General features: G+C 71.5%; 18 protein-coding genes and 1 tRNA gene. 14 read left to right on the top strand and 5 right to left on the bottom strand.

Features of this window, described 5'->3' with window-relative positions; all coding sequences use genetic code 11:
- The first annotated feature begins 14 nt into the window (after window positions 1-14).
- The 4 genes from KY5_RS17080 to KY5_RS17065 all read left to right on the top strand — a co-directional run bounded on the left by KY5_RS17080 (window position 15) and on the right by KY5_RS17065 (window position 3,152).
- On the top strand, window positions 15-617 hold the full coding sequence (locus tag KY5_RS17080) for a GNAT family N-acetyltransferase (protein WP_418952788.1): 603 nt from the start codon (window positions 15-17) through the stop codon (window positions 615-617).
- 218 nt (window positions 618-835) lie between these two features.
- Window positions 836-2,176, top strand: a complete 1,341-nt coding sequence (gene glpR, locus KY5_RS17075) for a gephyrin-like molybdotransferase receptor GlpR (protein ID WP_098247306.1) — start codon at window positions 836-838, stop codon at window positions 2,174-2,176.
- 85 nt (window positions 2,177-2,261) lie between these two features.
- A tRNA-Ala gene (locus tag KY5_RS17070) sits at window positions 2,262-2,335 on the top strand.
- 247 nt (window positions 2,336-2,582) lie between these two features.
- Complete coding sequence (locus tag KY5_RS17065; protein WP_098243061.1) at window positions 2,583-3,152, top strand: TetR/AcrR family transcriptional regulator; 570 nt, start codon at window positions 2,583-2,585, stop codon at window positions 3,150-3,152.
- 171 nt (window positions 3,153-3,323) lie between these two features.
- Here KY5_RS17065 and KY5_RS17060 read toward each other — a convergent pair whose 3' ends face one another.
- Window positions 3,324-3,839 carry a GNAT family N-acetyltransferase gene (locus KY5_RS17060; protein WP_098243060.1) on the bottom strand — a complete coding sequence of 172 codons (516 nt, stop codon included), beginning with the start codon at window positions 3,837-3,839 and terminating at the stop codon, window positions 3,324-3,326.
- A 68-nt stretch (window positions 3,840-3,907) separates the two neighbouring features.
- Between KY5_RS17060 and KY5_RS17055 the strand changes: the two genes are divergently transcribed.
- Together KY5_RS17055 and KY5_RS17050 are read left to right on the top strand one after the other, a co-directional pair.
- The gene (locus KY5_RS17055; protein ID WP_199843112.1) at window positions 3,908-4,699 is read left to right on the top strand and encodes an exodeoxyribonuclease III; all 792 of its coding nucleotides are present in this window, start codon (window positions 3,908-3,910) and stop codon (window positions 4,697-4,699) included.
- Window positions 4,700-4,816: 117 nt separating this feature from the next.
- On the top strand, window positions 4,817-5,866 hold the full coding sequence (locus KY5_RS17050) for a DUF6528 family protein (RefSeq protein WP_098243058.1): 1,050 nt from the start codon (window positions 4,817-4,819) through the stop codon (window positions 5,864-5,866).
- Between the two features lie 22 nt (window positions 5,867-5,888).
- Here KY5_RS17050 and KY5_RS17045 read toward each other — a convergent pair whose 3' ends face one another.
- Window positions 5,889-6,515 carry a MerR family transcriptional regulator gene (locus KY5_RS17045; RefSeq protein WP_098247305.1) on the bottom strand — a complete coding sequence of 209 codons (627 nt, stop codon included), beginning with the start codon at window positions 6,513-6,515 and terminating at the stop codon, window positions 5,889-5,891.
- Between the two features lie 218 nt (window positions 6,516-6,733).
- Here KY5_RS17045 and KY5_RS17040 point away from each other — a divergent pair, with 218 nt between their 5' ends.
- From KY5_RS17040 to KY5_RS17030, 3 genes are read left to right on the top strand one after another with little or no spacing between them, the layout of a single operon-like run.
- Complete coding sequence (locus KY5_RS17040) at window positions 6,734-8,278, top strand: flavin-containing monooxygenase (RefSeq protein ID WP_098243057.1); 1,545 nt, start codon at window positions 6,734-6,736, stop codon at window positions 8,276-8,278.
- Window positions 8,275-9,213, top strand: coding sequence for an alpha/beta fold hydrolase (locus KY5_RS17035; protein ID WP_098243056.1), 939 nt, complete (start codon window positions 8,275-8,277; stop codon window positions 9,211-9,213). The genes KY5_RS17040 and KY5_RS17035 overlap by 4 nt, the downstream gene beginning before the upstream one ends.
- Complete coding sequence (locus tag KY5_RS17030) at window positions 9,210-10,094, top strand: SDR family oxidoreductase (RefSeq protein WP_098243055.1); 885 nt, start codon at window positions 9,210-9,212, stop codon at window positions 10,092-10,094. Before KY5_RS17035 ends, KY5_RS17030 begins: the two co-directional genes overlap by 4 nt.
- Before the next feature lie 244 nt (window positions 10,095-10,338).
- Here KY5_RS17030 and KY5_RS17025 read toward each other — a convergent pair whose 3' ends face one another.
- Window positions 10,339-10,545, bottom strand: a complete 207-nt coding sequence (locus KY5_RS17025; protein ID WP_098243054.1) for a hypothetical protein — start codon at window positions 10,543-10,545, stop codon at window positions 10,339-10,341.
- A gap of 103 nt (window positions 10,546-10,648) precedes the next feature.
- Entirely contained in the window at window positions 10,649-13,981 is a 3,333-nt protein-coding gene (locus KY5_RS17020; protein WP_098243053.1) for a S41 family peptidase, read from the bottom strand.
- A 137-nt stretch (window positions 13,982-14,118) separates the two neighbouring features.
- Here KY5_RS17020 and KY5_RS17015 point away from each other — a divergent pair, with 137 nt between their 5' ends.
- Together KY5_RS17015 and KY5_RS17010 are read left to right on the top strand one after the other, a co-directional pair.
- Window positions 14,119-14,709 (top strand): TetR/AcrR family transcriptional regulator, encoded by a 591-nt coding sequence (locus KY5_RS17015; protein ID WP_098243052.1) that lies wholly within the window; start codon window positions 14,119-14,121, stop codon window positions 14,707-14,709.
- 99 nt (window positions 14,710-14,808) lie between these two features.
- Complete coding sequence (locus KY5_RS17010) at window positions 14,809-17,049, top strand: MMPL family transporter (protein ID WP_098243051.1); 2,241 nt, start codon at window positions 14,809-14,811, stop codon at window positions 17,047-17,049.
- Between the two features lie 604 nt (window positions 17,050-17,653).
- On the opposite strand, the gene KY5_RS17005 is transcribed toward KY5_RS17010, so the two are convergent.
- The gene (locus KY5_RS17005; protein WP_098243050.1) at window positions 17,654-17,998 is read right to left on the bottom strand and encodes an SsgA family sporulation/cell division regulator; all 345 of its coding nucleotides are present in this window, start codon (window positions 17,996-17,998) and stop codon (window positions 17,654-17,656) included.
- A gap of 213 nt (window positions 17,999-18,211) precedes the next feature.
- Here KY5_RS17005 and KY5_RS17000 point away from each other — a divergent pair, with 213 nt between their 5' ends.
- The 3 genes from KY5_RS17000 to KY5_RS16990 are packed head-to-tail and all read left to right on the top strand — an operon-like array spanning window position 18,212 to window position 20,821.
- Window positions 18,212-19,288, top strand: coding sequence for an energy-coupling factor ABC transporter permease (locus KY5_RS17000; RefSeq protein WP_098243049.1), 1,077 nt, complete (start codon window positions 18,212-18,214; stop codon window positions 19,286-19,288).
- 1 nt (window position 19,289) lies between these two features.
- Window positions 19,290-20,051, top strand: a complete 762-nt coding sequence (gene cbiQ / locus KY5_RS16995) for a cobalt ECF transporter T component CbiQ (RefSeq protein ID WP_098243048.1) — start codon at window positions 19,290-19,292, stop codon at window positions 20,049-20,051.
- The gene (locus KY5_RS16990; RefSeq protein ID WP_199843110.1) at window positions 20,027-20,821 is read left to right on the top strand and encodes an ABC transporter ATP-binding protein; all 795 of its coding nucleotides are present in this window, start codon (window positions 20,027-20,029) and stop codon (window positions 20,819-20,821) included. The genes cbiQ and KY5_RS16990 overlap by 25 nt, the downstream gene beginning before the upstream one ends.
- Window positions 20,822-20,833 lie beyond the last annotated feature (12 nt).

The raw sequence follows: 20,833 nt of genomic DNA, 5'->3' as shown, positions 1-20,833 counted from the left end.
GCGCTTCCTGGCCCGTGGAGCTGACGGACGGCGACATCGGCCTCCGTCCCATAAAGATGCGCGACCAGCGGCCCTGGCGCGAGGTCAACCGGCGCAACCGCGACTGGCTGCGCCCCTGGGAGGCGACGATCCCGCCGCCCACGCCGAGCGGCCCGATCGTGCACAGGCCCACCTACCGGCAGATGGTCAGGCACCTGCGCGCCGAGGCCAACGCGGGGCGGATGCTGCCCTTCGTCATCGAGTACCAGGGCCGCCTCGTCGGTCAATTGACGGTCGCGGGGATCACCTGGGGATCGATGTGCTCGGGGCACGTCGGCTACTGGGTCGACGAGTCCGTCGCGGGCCGCGGCGTGATGCCGACCGCCGTCGCGCTCGCCGTGGACCACTGCTTCCGCTCGGTCGGGCTGCACCGCATCGAGGTGTGTATTCGCCCGGAGAACACGCCCAGTCGCCGGGTCGTGGAGAAACTCGGATTCCGCGAGGAGGGTCTTCGCCCGCGGTATCTGCACATCGACGGAGCGTGGCGAGATCATCTCGTCTTCGCGCTGACGGCCGAAGAGGTACCGGAAGGGTTGTTGCGCCGCTGGCACCAGGCGCGACCTCGGAACACGGCCTAGTCCGGTTCCCGACCCACGGAAATGAAATAAGTGTTCGAAAAAGATCGGCGATCGACCGTCTGAGGCTCGTATGAGGCTTGTCTCAGGCATTAATTTCACGGTGACAGCAGCCTGTTGATCGCATCAGTCACAAAAAAAGTTCGAGATATCAGCCAGATCGTGCGACACACCGGCCGAATTGGCAGATGGCCTCACGGAAACCCCTCTACCGTGTGAGCGTGAGCAGCAGCGGCCTCATCTACGCAGTCATCGTCGGGGCCTGGGCCGCCTACTTGGTGCCGATGTGGCTCCGTAGGCAGGACGAGCTGAACGAAGCCCGTCCGACGGAACGCTTCAGCACCGCCATCCGGCTGCTGTCCGGACGGGCGGGCATGGAGCGCCGATACGCCAAGGACCTGCAAGCGCGCTCGCCCGAAGAGGGCGAGGAGCGCGGCGAACCGGACGACGTCACCGACTCGGTGGACGTCCGGGCCTTCGTCGCGCCTCCGGTCGGCCGGGCCGAACGGGAATCCAGAGCGGAGCGGGTCGAGCGTTCGGACCGGGCGGAGCACCCGGCCCGGCACGCGGAGCACCCGGTCCGTCAGCACGCGGAGCCGCACGCCCGTCAGGCGGAGCCTCCGGCCCGTCAGAAGGCGCGCCCCGCACCCGCGTCCGCACCCGCGTCCGCACCCGCGTCCGCACCCGACGCCGAGCACGAATCCGCACTCGCGTCCGAGTCCGAGCGGGAGTCCGCCCCGCGGCCCCACGCGTCGCGCGCGCAGCGTGCCGCGTCCGCGGAGGCGGCCGCGCGCGCCCGGCGCTCGAAGGTGCTCGCCCGACGGCGGCGCACCACCGTGCTGCTCTTCCTCGCCTTCACGGTCGGCGCGGTCGTCGCCGCGGTCGGCGGCCTCGCGTTCCTGTGGGCGCCCGCGGCGCCCGCGCTGCTGCTGAGCGCGTACATCGTCTATCTGCGCGGCCAGGAACGGCGGCGCTTCGTCTACACGATGGACCGGCGCAGGGCCGAGGTCGCGGCGCAGCGGCTGCGCGAACGCCAGCCGCGCCGCCGTCCCCAGGGCGCGGAGCAGACCGTGGACGAGGAGCCGGAGGGACCGGCGCAGGAGACCGGGACCGGGCTCTCCGCACTCGCCGCCGACCGCAGGGCCCTGGTGGAGCAGACCGACCACGCGGAGTGGGTCGACCAGCAGCGCGAGCGCCAGCGCGGTCCGGGCCGGGGCGACAGCTGGGACCCGGTGCCGGTGCCGCTGCCGACGTACGTGACCGCGCCGGTCGCCCCGCGCGCCACCGGCAGCGTCGACCTGGGCGCCCCCGACGCGTGGAGTTCGGCACGGTCGAGCACCGCGGAGCCGACGGCGGACGCCGGGGAGCCCTACGAAGACCAGCGGGACGGGAGCGCGGACGCCGACGGTGCCGACGACGTCGAAGGGCCCGAGGGTGCCGACGGCGGCGGACGCAGCGATGCCCGTCGTGCGGCGTCCGCGCGGCGGGCCCGCGAGCGGGGTCGTACGCCGCTCTTCGATCAGTACGAGGACGGCGAGCGGCCGCGCGCGGCGAACGAGTGAGTCGTCGTGAGATCCCCCTGGCTGACCAGCGAGGAGCGGATTTCCGAGCACCCCGATCGGGATGCTAGAGTTTCACTCGTTGCAAGGGCCTGTGGCGCAGTCTGGTAGCGCACCTCGTTCGCATCGAGGGGGTCTGGGGTTCAAATCCCCACAGGTCCACTGCACGTTGACGAAGGTCCCGTCCGATCGAAAGATCGGACGGGACCTTCGTCGTTTCCGAGTTGAAGCTCGGGACTCAGGGCACCTGATGACGATTTTGCCGCGGGCGCGGGCGAGTTGGGCGGTGAGGGTGTCGACGCCTCCCGCGGCGCCCTCGATCAGCAGCGTCATGCCGTGTCGCTGGCCGTAACACTAACGGTTTTGGTTTAGGGATCGTTACGCCTTCGGATTTGGTAGTGTCAGCGCCATGACCGTGCCGATGGGACGCCGCGAGCGCAAGAAGGCCGCCACCCGGCAGAAGATCGCCGACACCGCCATGCGGCTCTTCCTGGAGCGCGGTTACGACGAGGTGGGCATTCGCGACGTGGCCGCCGAGGCCGACGTGGCCGTGACCACACTCTTCTCCCACTTCGCCTCCAAGGAGGCGCTGGTGTTCGAGCAGGACGCCGACTTCGAGCAGCGCCTCACGCGGGCGGTCGTCGAGCGCGCGCCGGACGAACCGCTGATTCCCGTGCTGCGCCGCGAGATCCACGCCATGGTCCGGCACTGCACGGCGGACGGCGCCGCCCCGGTCTACCGCATGATCGACGAGTCGCGCGCCCTGCGGGAGTACGAGGAGTCGATGCGCCTGCGCCACGCGGAGTCGCTGGCGGCGGCCATCGTCGCCGATCCGGGCCAGACCCGGACCGGGACGGCCTGCCGGACGATCGCGAGGTTCGCGATCGACGCCTATGCGCTGGCCCGCGAGGCGGATGAGCCGGGGGCGGCCCTGGATGAGATCTTCCGGATGGTCGAGGCGGCGTGGGAGGTCGCCTGACCGTCCCGAAGCGTCCTTTGTATGGGCCTCGATCCGTTTGACCCATGTTTCGCCCCGGTTCGTTGAGCCTCGGCCCGGTTCGTCGTTGGCTGCGGGTGGCTCCTGGCTGGGCGCGCAGTTCCCCGCGCCCCTTACGGGGCTTGTGCGCCGTTCCCCGCGCCCCTTACGGGGCTACAGCGGCTTCACGTAGCAGAGGCTCAGGTCGTCGAAGCGGTAGTGGCCGAACTTTTCGGCGGCGGGGGTGTAGCCGCAGGAGAGGTAGAGCGCGACCGCCTCCGGCTGCTTCGTGCCGGTTTCCAGGACCATGCGGTGGCGGCCCGCCGCCTTCGCGTCCTCCTCCAGCGCGGCGAGTATGCGGCGGGCGAGGCCGAGGCCACGGGCCTCGGGGGTGACGTACATGCGCTTCAGTTCCGCGTCGCCGTCCGCGTAGCCCCACTCGTTCTCGTCCTGGGAGCGCCAGCCGCCGGTGGCCAGGGGAGTGCCGTGTTCGTCGTACGCGATGACGTAGAGGCCCCTGGGCGCCTCGAACATGGTCGCGTCGAGCGGTGTGATGTCGCCCTCGTCGCCGTACCGCTCCGCATATTCGAGCTGGACGCGATCGTTCAGGGCGAGGGCGTCCGGGTGCGCGAAGGTGACCGTGCGCAGGTGGACGGCTGGGGTGGCGTGCGCGGCGTTCTGGATAGACATGCGAGGCATCGTACTTCTATGCGGTGTCGGACGGGTTCCGTCGTCCAGTGTGCCGGTATCGTGCCGGGATGCTCACTGTGACTTCCGTGAATGTGAACGGGCTGCGCGCGGCCGCCAAGAAGGGCTTCGTGGAGTGGCTCGCCGAGACCTCGGCCGATGTCCTGTGCCTCCAGGAGGTGCGCGCCGAGGAGAAGCAGCTGCCGGACGAGGTGCGCGACCCCGAGGGCTGGCACGTCGTGCACGCGCCCGCCGCCGCGAAGGGCCGCGCGGGAGTCTCGCTCTACACGCGCCGTGAGCCGGACCGGGTGCGGGTCGGCTTCGGGTCGGAGGAGTTCGACGGCAGCGGGCGGTACGTGGAGGCGGATCTGCCGGGCGTCACCGTCGCCAGCCTGTACCTCCCCTCCGGCGAGGTCGGCACCGAGCGGCAGGACGAGAAGATCCGGTTCATGGGGGAGTTCCTCGTGTACCTGAAGGGGCTCAAGGAGCGGGCCGCCGCCGAGGGGCGCCACGTCGTCGTCTGCGGCGACTGGAACATCGCCCACCAGGAGGCCGACCTCAAGAACTGGAAGGGCAACAAGAAGAACTCCGGCTTCCTGCCCGAGGAGCGCGCCTGGCTCGACGAGGTCTTCGCGGAGTACGAGGACGTCGTGCGCGCGCAGCACCCCGACGTCGAGGGCCCCTACTCGTGGTGGTCCTACCGGGGGCGCGCCTTCGACAACGACACGGGCTGGCGCATCGACTACCACGTCGCGACGGCCGGGCTCGCCGAGCGCGCGGTGAAGGCGTACGTCGAGCGGGCCGCGACCCACGCCGAGCGGTGGAGCGACCACGCGCCGGTGACCGTGGTCTACGACCTGTAGGGGACGCCCGCCCGAGGGGGCGGTCACAAAGTCCGGCGGAGGGGTGTCCCCGGTCCGTACGGCGTGGCAGATTGCGGTCGCGTACATGACCAACTGCCGACCGTACGGGGGGACTTCATGAGCGTCATGCCGTCCAGGCGCGCCGTTCTGCTGGGAGCCGCGGGCGCCGGGGCCGCCGCGGCGCTGCCCGCCGCGTGGGCGTCCACCGCGTGGCCGTCCACCGCGTGGGCGTCCGCCGCCGACGGGATCCCCGCGGGCACGCCGCCCGTGCTGCTCACCGAGCAGGCCACCAGACGCGTCCTGGTGCTCGACCCGCGGCGGCGCACCTGGGACCCGGCCGTCGATCCGTCCGTCGTGAAGTGGCAGTTCTCGCCGCTCGGCGACCGGCGGTACGCGGATCTGTCGCCGGACGTGAGCTGGGTGTACCCGAGCGAGGCCAAGGTGCGCAGGCTCCGGGGGCGTACGTACGTCCTGACGACGGCGTCGTTCGGGTTCGTCGCGGTCGTCGAGCATCCGACCGGGCGGCGGTACTGGGGCACGGCGATCGGTCCCGGCGACGACCTCTTCAATCCGCACAGCGCCGAGCTCCTGCCCGACGGCAACGTGGCCGTCGCGTGCAGCACGGGCGCGCGGGTGCGGCTGTACGCGGCGTCGCGGGGGCCGCGTGCCACGCGGTACGCCGAGGCGGAGCTCAAGGGCGCGCACGGGCTGCACTGGGACGGTGCGCGCAAGGTGCTCTGGGCCCTCGGCGACGACGAGTTGGTGACCTACGCGGTGGGCGGCACGGCCGCGCGGCCCACGCTCGCTCGGCGCTCGGCGGTCGGTCTGCCGGTCGGCACGCCCGGTCGCACCCCCGGCGGGCACGACCTCTTCCCGGTCGCCGGGCGGCCGGGACGGCTCTGGGTGACGACCAACGCCGCCGTGTTCCAGTACGAGAAGCGGGGCGGGGCCTTCGTGCAGGACTTCGCGGGGCACGAGGTGATCTCGCGGAAGTCGGTGAAGGCCGTGGGGAACGATCCGCGCACCGGGCAGGTCCTCAGCACCGTGCCGGAGGGCGGACTCGGTGAGACGTGGTGGACGACGACGGTGAGCGTCCATCGGCCCGCCGGTGCCTACAAGCTGGTCAACGGCGGCATCTACAAGGCGCGTTGGTGGCTGCCCGCCTGAGACCGGGTCTGGCGTGGTCCGGTCAGGTCTGGTTGAGGCGGCGGTCGAGCGCCATCGAGAGCTCCGCCTCCACCACGCTCTTGGCGACCGGGCGCAGCTCCTCGATCTCCACCTCCGCGGTGTCCGGGGTGTGCGTGCGCATCACCGTGATGAACAACTCGGCCAGCGCGTCCGCGTGTTCGCGTACGCGCTCGCCCGCCTCCAGGACCGCGGCCAGCGGAACTCCCTTGCGTACGAGGGTGGATGACGCGTCGAGCAGTCGGCGACTGATGTGCACGATCTCGTCGCCGTCGGTGCCGAGGTAGCCGAGGTCCATGGCCGCCGCGAGGTTCTCCGGGGTGACCTCGCCCGCGAAGTGGTCGGCGAGCTCCTCGGGGGTGAGGCGGACCGGCTGCTCCTCGGTGGACTCGCCGAAGCCGAGGAGCTCGCCGACGTCGCGGCCCTTGTCGAAGGCGTCCGAGAGCTCGGCGATGCCGTTCAGGGTGTGGCCGCGCTCCAGGAGTGCGGCGATGGTGCGGAGTCTGGCCAGGTGGTGCGTGTCGTACCAGGCGATGCGGCCCTCGCGGCGGGGCGGTGGGATCAGCCCCCGCTCGCGGTAGAAGCGCACGGTGCGCACGGTGATGCCGGCCTCCCTGGCCAGCTCCTCCATGCGGTACTCGCGCACGTCACCGGCCGGTGTGCTCCCGCTTCCGCCCGTTCCGCCTTCTCGTTGGTCTGCCACGTGGGAAGCCTATCCGGGTGCCGGTCGGTGGTACCGCCGGTAACTTTCCTTCGCCCGACCCCTACCCATGAGTACGGTCCTGGCTTAGTCTCCCAATTGCGCCAGTGACTACTGGCAGGGTTCGGGCACTTCCGGGAGGCGGCGGAATGACAGAGCACGAGCACGTACGGGTGGCGGTGATCGGATCCGGCTTCGGTGGCCTCGGTGCCGCCGTGCGGCTGCGCCGCGAGGGCATCACCGACTTCGTCGTCCTGGAGCGGGCCGGTGCGGTGGGCGGCACCTGGCGCGACAACAGCTACCCCGGCTGCGCCTGCGACGTGCCCTCGCACCTGTACTCGTTCTCCTTCGCGCCCAACCCGGACTGGCCGCGCACCTTCTCCGGCCAGGAGCACATCCACGCCTATCTGGAACACGTCGCCGACACCTTCCGGCTGCGCCCGCACATCCGCCTCAATTCCGAGGTGAAGCTGATGCGTTGGGACGCGGGCGAGCTGCGCTGGGAGATCGAGACCAGCAACGGCACGCTCACCGCCGACGTCGTCGTCTCCGCCACCGGGCCGCTCTCCGACCCCAAGATCCCGGACATCCCCGGCATCGACACCTTCCCCGGCAAGGTCTTCCACTCGGCCCGCTGGGACCACGACTACGACCTGCGCGGCAAGCGCGTCGCGATGATCGGCACCGGGGCGTCGGCCATCCAGATCGTGCCCGCCATCCAGAAGCAGGTCGGGAAGCTGACCCTCTTCCAGCGCACGCCCCCGTGGGTCATGCCGCGCGCCGACCGCGCCATCAGCGGCGCCGAGCGCTGGCTGCACAAGCAGCTGCCGTTCACCACCCAGGCCCGGCGCGGAATCCTGTGGGGCATCAGGGAGTTGCAGGTCCAGGCGTTCACCAAGCGGCCCAACGAGCTCGGCATGGTGGAGCAGATCGCCAAGCGGAACATGTACCGGGCGATCAAGGACCCGGTCCTGCGGGACAAGCTGACGCCGACGTACCGCATCGGCTGCAAGCGCATCCTGCTGTCCAACACGTACTACCCGGCGCTCGCCGAGCCCAACGTGGACGTCGTCGCCAGCGGCCTCAGCGAGGTGCGCGGCACCACGCTCGTCGCCTCCGACGGCACCGAGACCGAGGTCGACGCGATCGTCTTCGGCACGGGATTCCACGTCACGGACATGCCGATCGCCGACCGGGTCGTCGGCGACGAGGGCCGCACCCTCATGGAGACGTGGAAGGACGGCATGAAGTCGCTGCGCGGCGCGACCGCGGCGGGCTTCCCCAACTGGATGACGATCATCGGCCCGAACACCGGGCTCGGGAACTCCTCCATGATCCTGATGATCGAGTCCCAGCTGAACTACATGGCCGACTACATACGGCAGTTGGACGTCCTGGGCGGCCGCGCCGCGCTCGCCGCCCGGCCCAGCGCCGTCGGCGCCTGGAACCGGCGCGTGCAGGAGCGGATGAAGCGCACCGTGTGGAACACCGGTGGCTGCAACAGCTGGTACCTCGACGAGAACGGCGTCAACACGACGGTCTGGCCCGGCACCACCACGGAGTTCAGGGCCGCCACGCGGCGGGTCGACCTCTCCGAGTACGAGGTGATCAGGGCGGCCGCGCCGGTAGCGGCGGCACCGGCCCCCGGCGCCGGGAAGAAGTCCGGGACCAAGAAGGTCGAGGCCGGGGCATGAGCCGCCTCACGCACGTGGTCGACGGGCCCTACGCGCCGCCCGCCGCCGCCCGCGAACTGACCGCCGTCTCCGCCGACGGCGCCCGCCTCCACGTCGAGGTGCACGGGCCCGACGACGCGCCCGCCGTGGTGCTCGCGCACGGCTGGACCTGCTCGACGGCCTTCTGGGCCGCGCAGATCCGGGCGCTCGGCGCCGACCACCGGGTCATCGCGTACGACCAGCGGGGGCACGGGCGCAGTGCCGCCCCCGTGGACCGTGACGGATACAGCACGCGGGCGCTCGCCGACGACCTCGAGGCGGTGCTCGCCGCGACGCTCGCGCCCGGTGAGAAGGCCGTGGTCGCGGGGCACTCCATGGGCGGTATGACGGTGATGGCCGCGGGTGGCCGGGCCGGGTTCCAGGAGCACGTCGCCGCCGTTCTGCTGTGCAGTACGGGGAGTTCGTCCCTGGTCGCCGAGTCGCTCGTGGTGCCGTTGCGGGCCGGTCGGCTGCGGACCCGGGTCACCCGGTCGGTCCTAGGGTCGCGGGCGCCGCTCGGGCCGGTCACGCCGGTGGCCAGGCGGATCCTCAAGTACGCCACGATGGGGCCCGGTGCGGCGCCGGACAAGGTCGAGGCGTGCGCGCGGATCGTGCACGCGTGCCCTCGGGGTGTCAGGTTCGGCTGGTCCCATGTGCTCGACGAGCTGCAACTGGACGTCGCAGTGGGCGAGTTGCGGGTCCCGACCGCCGTCGTCGCCGGAACCGCCGACCGGCTCACGCCCGTCCCGCACGCGCGGCGGATCGCGGCCGCGTTGCCCGAGTGCCTGGGGCTCACCGAGTTGGCCGGGGTGGGGCACATGACGCCCGTGGAGGCGCCCGAGGTCGTCACGGAGCGGATCAGGGGACTCGTCGGGACGTACGTACAGGTCAACTCACGGACGGTGGAGGGCGCATGAGCAGGGTCGGTCTGGAAGGGCAGGTCGCGGTCGTCACGGGTGCGGCGCGCGGAGTCGGGGAGCTGCTCGCGCGCAAGCTGTCGGCGCGTGGTGCCAAGGTCGCGCTCGTCGGTCTCGAACCGGACGCCCTCAAGCAGGTGTCGGAGCGGCTGCACAACGAGAGCGACCACTGGCACGCGGACGTCACCGACCACGTGGCGATGGCGCGGGTCGCCGAAGAGGTCAAGGAGCGGTTCGGGAAGGTCGACATCGTCGTCGCCAACGCGGGTGTCGCCAGCGGCGGGCCCTTCCTGGACTCGGACCCCGACGCGTGGCGCCGCGTCATAGAGGTCAACCTGATAGGCAGCGCGGTGACGGGGCGGGCGTTCCTGCCGGTCCTGATGGAGAGCCGCGGGTACCTGCTCCAGATCGCCTCGCTCGCGGCGATCACGCCCGCGCCGATGATGACGGCGTACTGCGCGTCCAAGTCGGGCGTCGAGGCGTTCGCGCACTCGTTGCGGGCCGAGGTCGGGTACAAGGGCGTGAAGGTCGGCGTCGGGTACCTGTCCTGGACGGACACGGACATGGTGCGGGGGGCCGATCAGGACGACGTGATGCGGGAGTTGAGGCAGCGGTTGCCGTGGCCCTCCAACAAGACGTATCCGCTGGGGCCCGCGGTGGACCGGATCGTGGCGGGGATCGAGCGGCGGTCCAGTCATGTGTACGCGCAGTGGTGGCTGCGGGGGATGCAGGGCATTCGCGGGTACCTGCCCTCGGTGATCGGCTCCGTGGGCCAGCGGGAGATGAGGCGCTTCGAGCCGCGGCTCGGTTCTGTGTCGACCGGGCTGGTCGGAGCGGGCGGCTCCGCGGATGAGGAGGCTCGGGCTGCCGGGGTGTCGTAGCGGTTCGTTGTGGCGGGGGTCTTGCGCCTTGGGTTCGGCTGTGGGGCGGGGCCGCGGGGGTGGCCCCTTCAGGGGCGCGGGGAACTGCGCGAACCCCCGTGTGCCGCCGCGCCGGACGTGGGGAAGATGCCGCCACCGCCCCCACCCACCCGGCAGGGACCCGCGCGAAACCCGCGTGCGTCGGACGCGGGGAGAGGCCCGCCCGGCGTCCCGGGGGGCCTCTCCGTCCAAGCACAGCGCAGCGTCAGGCGTCGTAGTCCTGGTTGAACTTGTCCTGCTGCTCCTGCGCCGCCTCGCGGGCCTGGTCCGGGGCCTGCGAGCTGCGCTCGCTCGCCTCGTCCTGGGCCTGCGAGGCGCGCTCGCTCGCCTCGTCCTTGGCGCCGCCCATGGCGCCCTTGGCCTTGTCGGCGAGGTCGTTGGCCTTGTCCTGGAACTGGTCCTTGATGCCCATGCGATTCACTCCCGGTGTTTGGGTGGGGGATTGGGCCTCGACCAGACTTACATGGTCGGACATATCTCGCATTTCGATCATGGGGAGGGGAGTTGCGCGCAGGTCAGGCGCGCGGAGGCAGCTTCGGGCGGCGCCTGTCCGGGACGTTCGCGTAGCCGGGCGGGGTCGCCGCCGGGTTCTCCGTGAGGAGGTCGAGCGCGACCCTCACCGCGTCGTCGAGCTGGGCGTGCCGGCCCTCCGCCCAGTCGAGCGGCGTGCGCAGCGCCTCGATGTCGGGGGTGACGCCGTGGTTCTCCACGGACCAGCCGTACGCGTCGAACCAACCCGCGTTCATCGGCACGGTGATGACCGTTCCGTCGCCGAGCGTGTGGCGGCCCGTCATGCCGACCACGCCGCCCCAGGTGCGCTGGCCGATCACGGGGCCGAGTCCGAGCAGTTTGAAGGCCGCCGTGATCATGTCGCCGTCGGAGGACGTCGCCTCGTCGGCCAGGGCCACCACGGGGCCGCGCGGCGCGTTCGTCGCGTATGAGACCGGCTGGGCGTTGCGCGTCAGGTCCCAGCCGAGGATCTTGCGCGTGAGCTTCTCCACGACCAGTTCGCTGATGTGGCCGCCCGCGTTGCCCCGTACGTCGACGATCAGGGCCGGGCGGGAGACTTCGAGGCGCAGGTCCCTGTTGAACTGTGCCCAGCCCGAGCCGCCCATGTCGGGGATGTGCAGATAGCCGCACTTGCCGCCGCTCAACTCCCGTACGACCTCGCGGCGTTTGGCCACCCAGTCCTGGTAGCGCAAGGGGCGTTCGTTGATGAGGGGGACGACGGCGACCCGGCGGGCCCTGCCCTCGCCCTCCGCGGGCTGGAAGGTGAGCTCGACCGTGGTGCCGCCCGCCGCCGAGAGGAGGGGGTAGGGGCCGGTCACCGGGTCGACCGCGCGGCCGTCGACGTGCGTGAGGGTCGCGCCCTCGCGGATGCCCGAACCGGCCAGCGGGGAGCGGGCCTTGGAGTCGGAGGAGTCGCCGGGCAGGATCCGTTTGACCATCCAGCCCTCGTCCCGGTGGACGAGGTTGGCGCCGAGCAGGCCCATCGCGCGCTGGTAGTGCGGCGGGCCCTCGTTGCGGCGGGCCGCGGAGACGTACGCGTGGGAGGTGCCGAGCTCGCCGAGGACCTCGCGCAGGAGGTCGGCGAACTCGTCGGGCGATGCGACGCGTTCGACCAGGGGGCGGTACTGCGCGAGCACCGCGTCCCAGTCGATGCCGCACATCCCCGGCTCCCAGAAGTAGGCGCGGATGATGCGGCCCGCCTCGTCGTACGCCTGGCGCCACTCGGCTGCCGGGTCGACCTCGTGCAGGATGCGGCGCAGGTCGATCCAGACGGTGGTGTCGCCGTCGCCCTGCTCGGTGGAGGGCACGGCGCTCAGGTCGCCCTCGTCCACGACCACGAGCCGCGAACCGTCGCCGCTGAGCGCGAACCAGTCCAGGTGGTCGACGAGTTGGGCCTTCTTGGCCTTGGTGATGTTGAAGTATTCGAGCGTGGGACGGCCCGAGGTGTCGGCCGGGTTGGCGAAGGTCTCGCCGAGCGCGCCGGAGATCGGCCAGCGCAGCCAGACCAGGCCGCCGCCGCTGACGGGGTGCAGCGCCGAGTACTTGGAGGCGGCGACCGGGAACGGCGTGACCCGTGCCTCCAGGCCCTCGACCTCCACCGTGGTGGTGCCGTCGCCCGAGCCGCCGTCGGCCGGGTCGAGGCCGCCCGCCGCGGGGCGTCCGTCGGGCAGCAGCGCGAAGGGGGAGGGCGTCGCGGAGGAGAGGGGTACGAGGTAGGGGCGGCAGCCCAGCGGGAAGGAGAGATCGCCGGTGTGCACGTCGTAGACGGGGTCGAAGCCGCGCCAGGAGAGGAAGGCGAGGTAGCGGCCGTCGCGGGTGAAGACCGGGTTCTCGTCCTCGAAGCGGCCGTTGGTGACGTCGACGACGGTGCGGGCCCCCGGCCCGTCGATGCGGGCCAGCTTGATCTGGCGCAGGGAGCGGCCGATGCCCGGGTGCGACCAGGTGAGCCAGTTGCCGTCGGGGGAGAAGGCGAGGTCGCGCACCGGCCCGTTGATGGACCGGATCAGCTCGGTGACCTCGCCGTCGGGGCCCTCGGTGTCCGTGGCGGCGGCCGCTTCGTCGGACACGGTGATGAGGAGGAGGCGGCCGTCGTTGGACGCGATGGCGAGACGTTCGCCGTTGGGGGACGCGACCAGTTCCTGGACGCGGCCGAGTGCGCCGCTCGCGAGTCTGCGCGGTGCGCGGTCGCCGCTGGCGCGCGGCAGGTAGGCGATCTCGACGGCGTCCTCGCCCTCGGCGTCGGTGACGTAGGCGACCTGGCCGCCGGTGCCGAGCATCTCGGGCAGGCGTACGCGTACGCCTGGGGTGTCGGAGATGGTGCGGGCCGGGCCGTCGCGGTGCGTCAGCCAGTAGAGGCTGCCGCGGACGACGACGGCGCTCGCGCGGCCCGTGGTGTCCACGGAGAGCGCGTCGACGTGCTGCGAGGCAGGGACCTGGTAGACGCGCCTGCCCGCCCTCGGCCCGCCGAGCCGCACGTCGAGGCGGCGCGGCACGGAGTCCGCGGCGAGGTCGTCGACCAGCCAGATCTCGCCCGCGCACTGGTAGACGACGCGGGTGCCGTCGCTGGCGGCGTGCCGGGCGTAGAAGGCGTCGTGGTCGGTGTGGCGCCGCAGGTCGGTGCCGTCGGGCAGGCAGGAGTAGAGGTTGCCGACGCCTTCGTGGTCGGAGAGGAAGGCGATGCGTCCTGACACGAACAGGGGGGAGTCCAGATGGCCGTCCAGGCCGTCGAGCAGTTGTTCGCCGTGCAGCCACAGACGGCCGGTGGCGCCGCCCCGGTAGCGCTTCCAGGCGGCGGGCTCGTGCGGCGGCTTGCCGGTCAGGAGCAGCGTCTTGCGCTCGCCCTCTCCGTAGGCGGGGGAGTCGGTGACCGCGATGTCGTAGACCGGGCCCCAGGGGAGCTTGCCGCCGGGGGAGCCGTCGGTGGGCACGCTGTAGGCCCAGCAGAAGTAGGAGAAGGGCTGGCCGTGCGAGGAGACGGCGAGGATGTCGCCGTCGGGCGACCAGCCGCAGACCCGGGTGTCGGTGCTGCCCCAGTAGGTCAGGCGCCGCGAGGGGCCGCCGGACACGGGGGCGAGGTGGATCTCCGGGTCGAGGCTGCGCCAGGTCGTGTACGCGATGTGGCGGCCGTCCGGCGAGAAGCGCGGGTGGCTCACCTTGGTGCGGTCGGCGGTGAGCCGCCAGGCCCGGTCGGCGGGGGCGCCCTGGGGGGTGAGGGGGGCCACCCAGAGGTCGTCCTCGGCGGCGAAGCAGAGGCGGTCGCCGCTGAGGTGTGGAAACCGCAGGTAGGCGTGGTCGTCCGGGGTGCTGGCGTCCTGGGCGTCATCGCGTGCGTCGGTCACCTCCCCATGCTTTTCCGCCCGGCGGGCCCCGGCAACTTGTGGCGCAGCACACGTACGAAACGGTTTCGTTTCGCTAAGGGGGAGGAGTACAGTCGACGCGTACGAAACCGTTTCGTTCAGGAGTAGGAGGTGGGTCCATGACTGAGGTGGCAACGACGCGGCGCAGCAGGATCACGCCCGAGCGCGAGGCCGAGCTGTACGAGGCCGTGCTCGACCTGCTCCGCGAGGTCGGGTACGAGGCGCTCACCATGGACGCCGTCGCCGCCCGCACCCGGTCCAGCAAGGCCACCCTCTACCGCCAGTGGGGGAGCAAGCCGGAGCTGATCGCCAGGGCGCTGCGGCACAACAAGCCGACGTCGCTCGACGAGATCGACACGGGTTCGCTGCGCGGCGACATCCACGCGATGATGGCGCGCTCGGACGACTGCCAGATGGACAGGGACGCCGCGTTGATGCGGGGTCTCTTCCACGCCATCCACGGGAACGCCGAACTGCACCAGGCGTTGCGGCAGTTGCTCATCGAGCCCGAGCTCGACCATCTGAACACGCTGCTGCGCAGGGCCGTGGACCGCGGTGAAGTGGCCGCGGACAACCCGGCGCTCGACTTCGTCATCCACATGCTGGTCGGTGGCTTCGTCGCCCGTGACCTCATCGAGGACCGCACGGTCGACCGTGAGTTCCTCACCGCCTACATCGATGCCGTGATCCTCCCCGCTCTCGGCATCTGACCCCACTCCCTCCCCTTTACCTGACGCGACCGCTCACGTCGTCGGGCTGATCCCCCCTGCCCAATCCGGACACCACGACCTGACCGGGAGTACGCCCCCGTGGCCACATTTCTCTACAAACTCGGCAAACTCGCCTTCCGGCGACGCCATTTCGTCGCCCTGATATGGGTGGCGCTCCTGACGCTCGCCGGGGTCGGCGCCGCGTCCGCGCCCACCGCCGCGTCCAGTTCGTTCTCGATCCCGGGCACCGAGGCGCAGAAGGCCTTCGACCTGCTGGAGAAGCGGGCGCCCGAGGCCAGTGCCGACGGGGCGAGCGCCCGGGTCGTCTTCAAGGCGCCGGACGGCGAGAAGGTCACCGACAAGGCCAACAAGGCCGAGATCGTCAAGACCGTCGGCGCCCTCAAGTCCGGCTCGGACCAAGTGGCCCGCGCGGACGACCCGTTCAAGGCCAAGACGGTCAGCAAGGACGGTTCCACGGCGTACGCGTCGGTCTCGTACAAGGTCACCTCGATGGAGCTGACCGACGACGACCGCGACGCCCTGGAGAAGACCACCGACAAGGCGCGCGACTCGGGGCTCACGGTCGAGGTCGGCGGTGACGCTCTCCAGGCCATGCCCGAGACCGGGTCCACCGAGATCATCGGCATCGCGGTCGCGGCGGTCGTCCTCGTCATCACCTTCGGCTCGCTGATCGCGGCCGGGCTTCCGCTGCTCACCGCGCTGATCGGCGTGGGCATCGGCGTCTCGTCCATCACGGCGCTCGCCGACGCGCTCGACCTCGGCACCACCACCTCGACGCTCGCGATGATGATCGGCCTCGCGGTCGGCATCGACTACGCGCTCTTCATCGTCTCGCGCTACCGGGGTGAACTCGCCGACGGGCGCGACCGCGAGGAGGCGGCGGGCCGGGCCGTGGGCACCGCGGGTTCCGCGGTCGTCTTCGCCGGACTCACCGTGGTCATCGCCCTGGTCGGCCTGGCCGTGGTCAACATCCCGATGCTGACGAAGATGGGCTTCGCGGCGGCCGGCACGGTCGTCATCGCCGTCCTCATCGCGCTCACGCTCATTCCGGCGCTGCTCGGTTACGCGGGCAAGCGGGTCATGCCGACGGGTGAGAAGAGCAGGCTGTTCGGCGGCGGCAGGAAGAAGGCCGCCGGTGCCGACGGCGCGGCCAAGCCCAACATGGGCACGCGCTGGGCCCGCTTCGTGGTCCGCCGCCCGATAGCCGTCCTGCTCGTCGGCATCGTGGGCCTCGGCGCCGCGGCGATCCCGGTCTCGCAGCTGGAGCTCGGCCTGCCCGACGACGGCGCGCAGCCGACGTCGACGACGCAGCGCAAGGCGTACGACCTGGTCTCCGAGGGCTTCGGGCCCGGCTTCAACGGTCCGCTGATGGTCGTCGGCGACCTCAAGGGCGCGGACGACCCGAAGGCCGCGGCCCAGCAGATCCAGAAGAAGATCTCCGGCCTCGACGACGTCCTGACGGTCGCCCCGCCGATGCTGACCAAGGCGGGCGACACCGCGATCATCAGCGTCGTGCCGTCCTCCAAGCCCAGCGGCATCGAGACCGAGGACCTGGTCCACTCGATCCGTGACACCGGCGCGCAGCTCAAGTCCGACACCGGCGCCGACATCATGGTCACCGGCACCACGGCCATGAACATCGACGTCTCGCAGAAGCTGAACGACGCGCTGCTGCCCTACCTGGCACTCGTCGTCGGCCTCGCCTTCCTGCTTCTGATCGTCGTCTTCCGCTCCATCCTGGTCCCGCTCAAGGCGGCGCTCGGCTTCCTGCTCTCGGTCCTGGCGGCCCTCGGCGCGGTCGTCGCGGTCTTCCAGTGGGGCTGGCTCGGCTCGCTCTTCGGCGTGGAGCAGACGGGTCCGATCATGTCGATGATGCCGATCTTCATGGTGGGCGTCGTCTTCGGCCTGGCGATGGACTACGAGGTCTTCCTCGTGACGCGCATGCGTGAGGCGTACGTCCACGGCGAGCGCCCCGGCGAGGCGGTCATCACCGGCTTCCGGCACGGCGCCCGGGTGGTCTCGGCGGCGGCGGTCATCATGATCGCGGTCTTCGCGGGCTTCATCGGCTCGTCCGAGCAGATGGTCAAGATGATCGGCTTCGGCCTGGCGATCGCGGTCTTCTTCGACGCGTTCGTGGTCCGCATGGCCCTGGTCCCCGCGGTGCTCGCGCTCCTGGGCAAGAGGGCCTGGTGGCTCCCGAAGTGGCTGGACCGCGCCCTGCCGAACGTGGACGTCGAGGGCGAGGGCCTGCGCACGGAGGAGGAGAAGGCAACCTCGACAGGGGGTCCGGACGCGGACCGAGAACTGACACGGGTCTGACCGCGGGTCCCGTTGGCGGGGCGGTGGCAGGCGCGCAGAGACAGCGCGCCCGCCACCGCCCCGCCTTTTTCGTTGAGCGGGGGCGCCCCGCCAGGGTGCGGAGGGGGTGCCCCGTAGGGGGGGCGCGGGGCGGCCCGCGCGCGAAGTGCGAGGTGGGGGCCCCGTTAGGGGCGCGGGGAACTGCGCGCTCAGCGCAGGGCGGCGTGCGGACGAAGGGCGGCGGGTGTGTTCGCGTCGGGGTGGGGTGGTCGCGCGTTCGTTGGGGGGGGTGCTCTGTTAGGGGCGCGGGGAACTGCGCGCTCAGTGTGGGGCGGCGTGCGGACGAAGGGCGGCGGGTGTGTTCGCGTCGGGGTGGGGTGGTCGCGCGTTCGTTGGGGTGGGGGGTGTGCTCTGTTAGGGGCGCGGGGAACTGCGCGCTCAGCGCAGGGCGGCGTGCGGACGAAGGGCGACGGGTGCGTTCTCGTCGGGGTGGGGTGGTCGCGCGTCCGTTGGAGTGGGGGGGGCGTGCTCCGTTAGGGGCGCGGGGAACTGCGCAAGGTGGCGTACGCACGAAGAGCCGCGCGCCCCCGCAAGGCGCGGGCGCACCCCCGGGCCGGGCCCGGACTCAGCGCGCAACCGCCCCGGCGGTCGCGTACGTACGGCGCAAGAAGCGAATCAGCGCCGACGCGTCGAACTGGACCACCGTCACCCCGTCCCGCTCGTGGAACTCCACGATCGTCTGGACCCGCCCGCACGGCCACACGTGGACGCCGTCCACCGAGATCGGCACCCGAAGCCCCTGTTCGAGGAGTCGACGGGCGAACACCCGGTCGTGTGAACCGGGGAGAGCGATCCGCACCGCCTGCGGGTCCGCCTCCGGGTCGTAGCGCAGGACGACGGGCACGGCGCGGTGGCCCTCGGAGGAGTCCGTGACGAGATGGGCGCGGGCGTACTGCTCGACTGCGGACATCGCGGAGCTCCTCATCCGTGCGGGCACTTCACTCACCAATGTCCCATATGTACGGGAATTCGCTGAGGCCGGGCTTTGCCTTATCGGAACCGACGCGCTCTTGCAAGCCATTTGCAACAAGCCACATCATGGGACGGTCCCCACCACGCGACCCGCACCGGACGGTTCGCGCGAGATCAGCCCTGCCCAGGGCGCCTGCCCAGGAGCGCACGCATGCATGTCCCCGACGGATTCATCAATGCCCCCGTCTCGGCGGTCGCCGGGGCCGTGGCCGCCGGAGCCGTCGCCGTCAGCCTCAAGGGCGCCCGCCGCGAACTGGACGAGAAGACCGCGCCGCTCGCCGGTCTCGTCGCCGCCTTCATCTTCGCCGTGCAGATGCTCAACTTCCCCGTCGCGGCCGGGACCAGCGGACACCTCCTCGGCGGCGCGCTCGCCGCGATCCTCGTCGGCCCCTACACCGGCGTCCTCTGCGTCTCCGTCGTCCTGCTCATGCAGGGCGTGCTCTTCGCGGACGGCGGCCTGACCGCGCTCGGCGTGAACATCTCCGACATGGCGATCGTCACGACCGTCGTCGCCTACCTCGTCTTCCGCGGCCTGGTGAAGGTGCTCCCCAGGAAGCGCCGCTCGATCACCGTCGCCTCCTTCACCGCCGCGCTGCTCTCCGTACCCGCCGCCGCGGTCGCCTTCACCCTCATCTACGCCGTCGGCGGCACCACCGACGTCTCCATCGGCAAGGTCGCCACCGCGATGGTCGGCGTCCACGTCCTCATCGGCATCGGCGAGGCCGCGATCACCGCGCTGACCGTCGGCGCCGTCGTCGCCGTACGCCCCGACCTCGTGTACGGGGCCCGCGGCCTGACCCGGCCGCTGAAGCTGCGCGTCGGCGGCGAGCTGGTGGACGCCCCCGCCACTGAACCCGCCGCAGGAGCCGCCGGGCCCGCCCCCGTCGCCGCCCGCTCCACCCGCAAGGTGTGGATCGCGGGCATCGTCACCTCCCTCGTCCTCGCGGGCTTCGTCAGCTTCTACGCCTCCGCGAACCCCGACGGCCTGGAGAAGGTCGCCCACGACAAGGGCATCGACAAGGAGGCCGAGGAGCACGCCTCCGCCGACTCCCCGCTCGCCGACTACGGCGTCAAGGACATCGCCGACGCCCGCCTCTCCGGCGGCCTCGCGGGCGTCATCGGCGTGGGTGTCACGGTCGTCGCGGGCAGCGCCGTCTTCTGGGCGCTGCGCCGCCGCCGTACGGACGACGCGTCCCCCGCCGCCGTACCCGAGTCCGAGCAGGTCTGACGTGGGCGCTGGACACGCCCACCGGCTCTACCGGCACGGGCACTCCCCGGTGCACGCGCTGCCTCCGCACACCAAGCTCGCCGCGGTCCTCTGCTTCGTCGTCGTCGTGGTCTCCACGCCGCGCGAGGCGATGTGGGCCTTCGCGCTCTACGCCGTGCTCCTCGGCGTGGTCGCGGCCGTCGCCCGCGTCCCGGCCGGGTTCCTCCTCAAGCGGCTGCTCATCGAGATCCCGTTCGTGGCGTTCGCGGTGCTCATGCCGTTCGTCGCGCAGGGCGAACGCGTCGACGTGCTCGGCCTCTCCCTGAGCGTCAACGGCCTCTGGGGCGCCTGGAACGTCCTGGCCAAGGGGACGCTCGGCGTCGCCGCTTCCGTGCTGCTCGCCTCCACCACGGAGCTGCGCGAACTCCTGCTCGGGCTCCAGCGCCTCAAGCTGCCGCCGCTGCTCGTCCAGATCGCCTCGTTCATGATCCGGTACGGCGACGTGATCACCGACGAGATGCGCCGCATGAAGATCGCCAGGGAGTCGCGCGGCTTCGAGGCCCGGGGCGTGCGCCAGTGGGGCGTGCTCGCCAAGTCCGCCGGGGCGCTCTTCATCCGCTCGTACGAGAGGGGGGAGCGGGTGCACCTGGCCATGGTCAGCCGGGGGTACGCCGGGTCGATGCCGGTCATCGACGACATCAGCGCCTCCCGCGCCCAGTGGACCTGCGCGCTGGCCCTGCCCCTGACCGCCCTCGTCGTATGTCTGCTGGGATGGACCCTGTGACCGCCACCACCGCCACGCCCGCCACCGCGACCCTCGACGTCTCGGGCCTCGCCTTCGCCTACCCCGACGGGCACCAGGCCCTCTTCGGCGTCGACTTCACCGTCGGCCGGGGCGAGCGCGTCGCCCTGCTCGGTCCGAACGGCGCGGGCAAGACGACGCTCGTCCTGCACCTCAACGGCATCCTGAGCGGCGGCGCGGGCACGGTCACCGTCGCGGGGCTGCCCGTCGGCAAGAAGCACATGGCCGAGATCAGGCGCAGGGTCGGCATCGTCTTCCAGGACCCGGACGACCAGCTGTTCATGCCGACGGTGCGCGAGGACGTCGCCTTCGGTCCCGCCGCGGCGGGCATGCGCGGGCCCGAGCTGGAGGCGCGCGTCATGAAGGCGCTCGGCCAGGTCGGCATGGCGGAGTTCGCCGACCGGCCGCCGCACCACCTGTCGTTCGGGCAGCGGCGCAGGGTCGCGGTCGCGACCGTGCTCGCCATGGAGCCCGAGATCCTCGTCCTGGACGAGCCGTCGTCCAACCTCGACCCGGCGTCCCGCCGCGAACTCGCCGACATCCTGCGGTCGTTGGACGTCACCGTCCTGATGGTCACGCACGACCTGCCGTACGCGCTCGAACTCTGCCCCCGCGCCCTGATCCTCAGCGAGGGCGTGATCGCGGCCGACGGCGCGACGGGCGAGCTGCTCGCCGACGAGGCCCTGATGGGCGAGCACCGGCTCGAACTGCCCTTCGGCTTCGATCCGAAGTCGGTGAAGGCGGGGAGCTAGGGAATCGTCGGT

The organism is Streptomyces formicae, from assembly GCF_002556545.1.
GTDB classification, from domain to species: Bacteria; Actinomycetota; Actinomycetes; order Streptomycetales; family Streptomycetaceae; genus Streptomyces; species Streptomyces formicae_A.
This window is presented reverse-complemented; position numbering and strand designations above follow the sequence as displayed.

Bases quoted from the DNA above. Each gene is read 5' to 3' on its own strand.
- KY5_RS17065 (WP_098243061.1), top strand. From the start codon at position 2,583: ATGACCGTGCCGATGGGACGCCGCGAGCGCAAGAAGGCCGCCACCCGG.
- KY5_RS17060 (WP_098243060.1), bottom strand. From the start codon at position 3,839: ATGTCTATCCAGAACGCCGCGCACGCCACCCCAGCCGTCCACCTGCGC.
- KY5_RS17055 (WP_199843112.1), top strand. From the start codon at position 3,908: ATGCTCACTGTGACTTCCGTGAATGTGAACGGGCTGCGCGCGGCCGCC.
- KY5_RS17050 (WP_098243058.1), top strand. From the start codon at position 4,817: ATGAGCGTCATGCCGTCCAGGCGCGCCGTTCTGCTGGGAGCCGCGGGC.
- KY5_RS17045 (WP_098247305.1), bottom strand. From the start codon at position 6,515: ATGGAGGAGCTGGCCAGGGAGGCCGGCATCACCGTGCGCACCGTGCGC.
- KY5_RS17040 (WP_098243057.1), top strand. From the start codon at position 6,734: ATGACAGAGCACGAGCACGTACGGGTGGCGGTGATCGGATCCGGCTTC.
- KY5_RS17035 (WP_098243056.1), top strand. From the start codon at position 8,275: ATGAGCCGCCTCACGCACGTGGTCGACGGGCCCTACGCGCCGCCCGCC.
- KY5_RS17030 (WP_098243055.1), top strand. From the start codon at position 9,210: ATGAGCAGGGTCGGTCTGGAAGGGCAGGTCGCGGTCGTCACGGGTGCG.
- KY5_RS17025 (WP_098243054.1), bottom strand. From the start codon at position 10,545: ATGGGCATCAAGGACCAGTTCCAGGACAAGGCCAACGACCTCGCCGAC.
- KY5_RS17015 (WP_098243052.1), top strand. From the start codon at position 14,119: ATGACTGAGGTGGCAACGACGCGGCGCAGCAGGATCACGCCCGAGCGC.
- KY5_RS17005 (WP_098243050.1), bottom strand. From the start codon at position 17,998: ATGTCCGCAGTCGAGCAGTACGCCCGCGCCCATCTCGTCACGGACTCC.
- KY5_RS17000 (WP_098243049.1), top strand. From the start codon at position 18,212: ATGCATGTCCCCGACGGATTCATCAATGCCCCCGTCTCGGCGGTCGCC.
- KY5_RS16990 (WP_199843110.1), top strand. From the start codon at position 20,027: ATGTCTGCTGGGATGGACCCTGTGACCGCCACCACCGCCACGCCCGCC.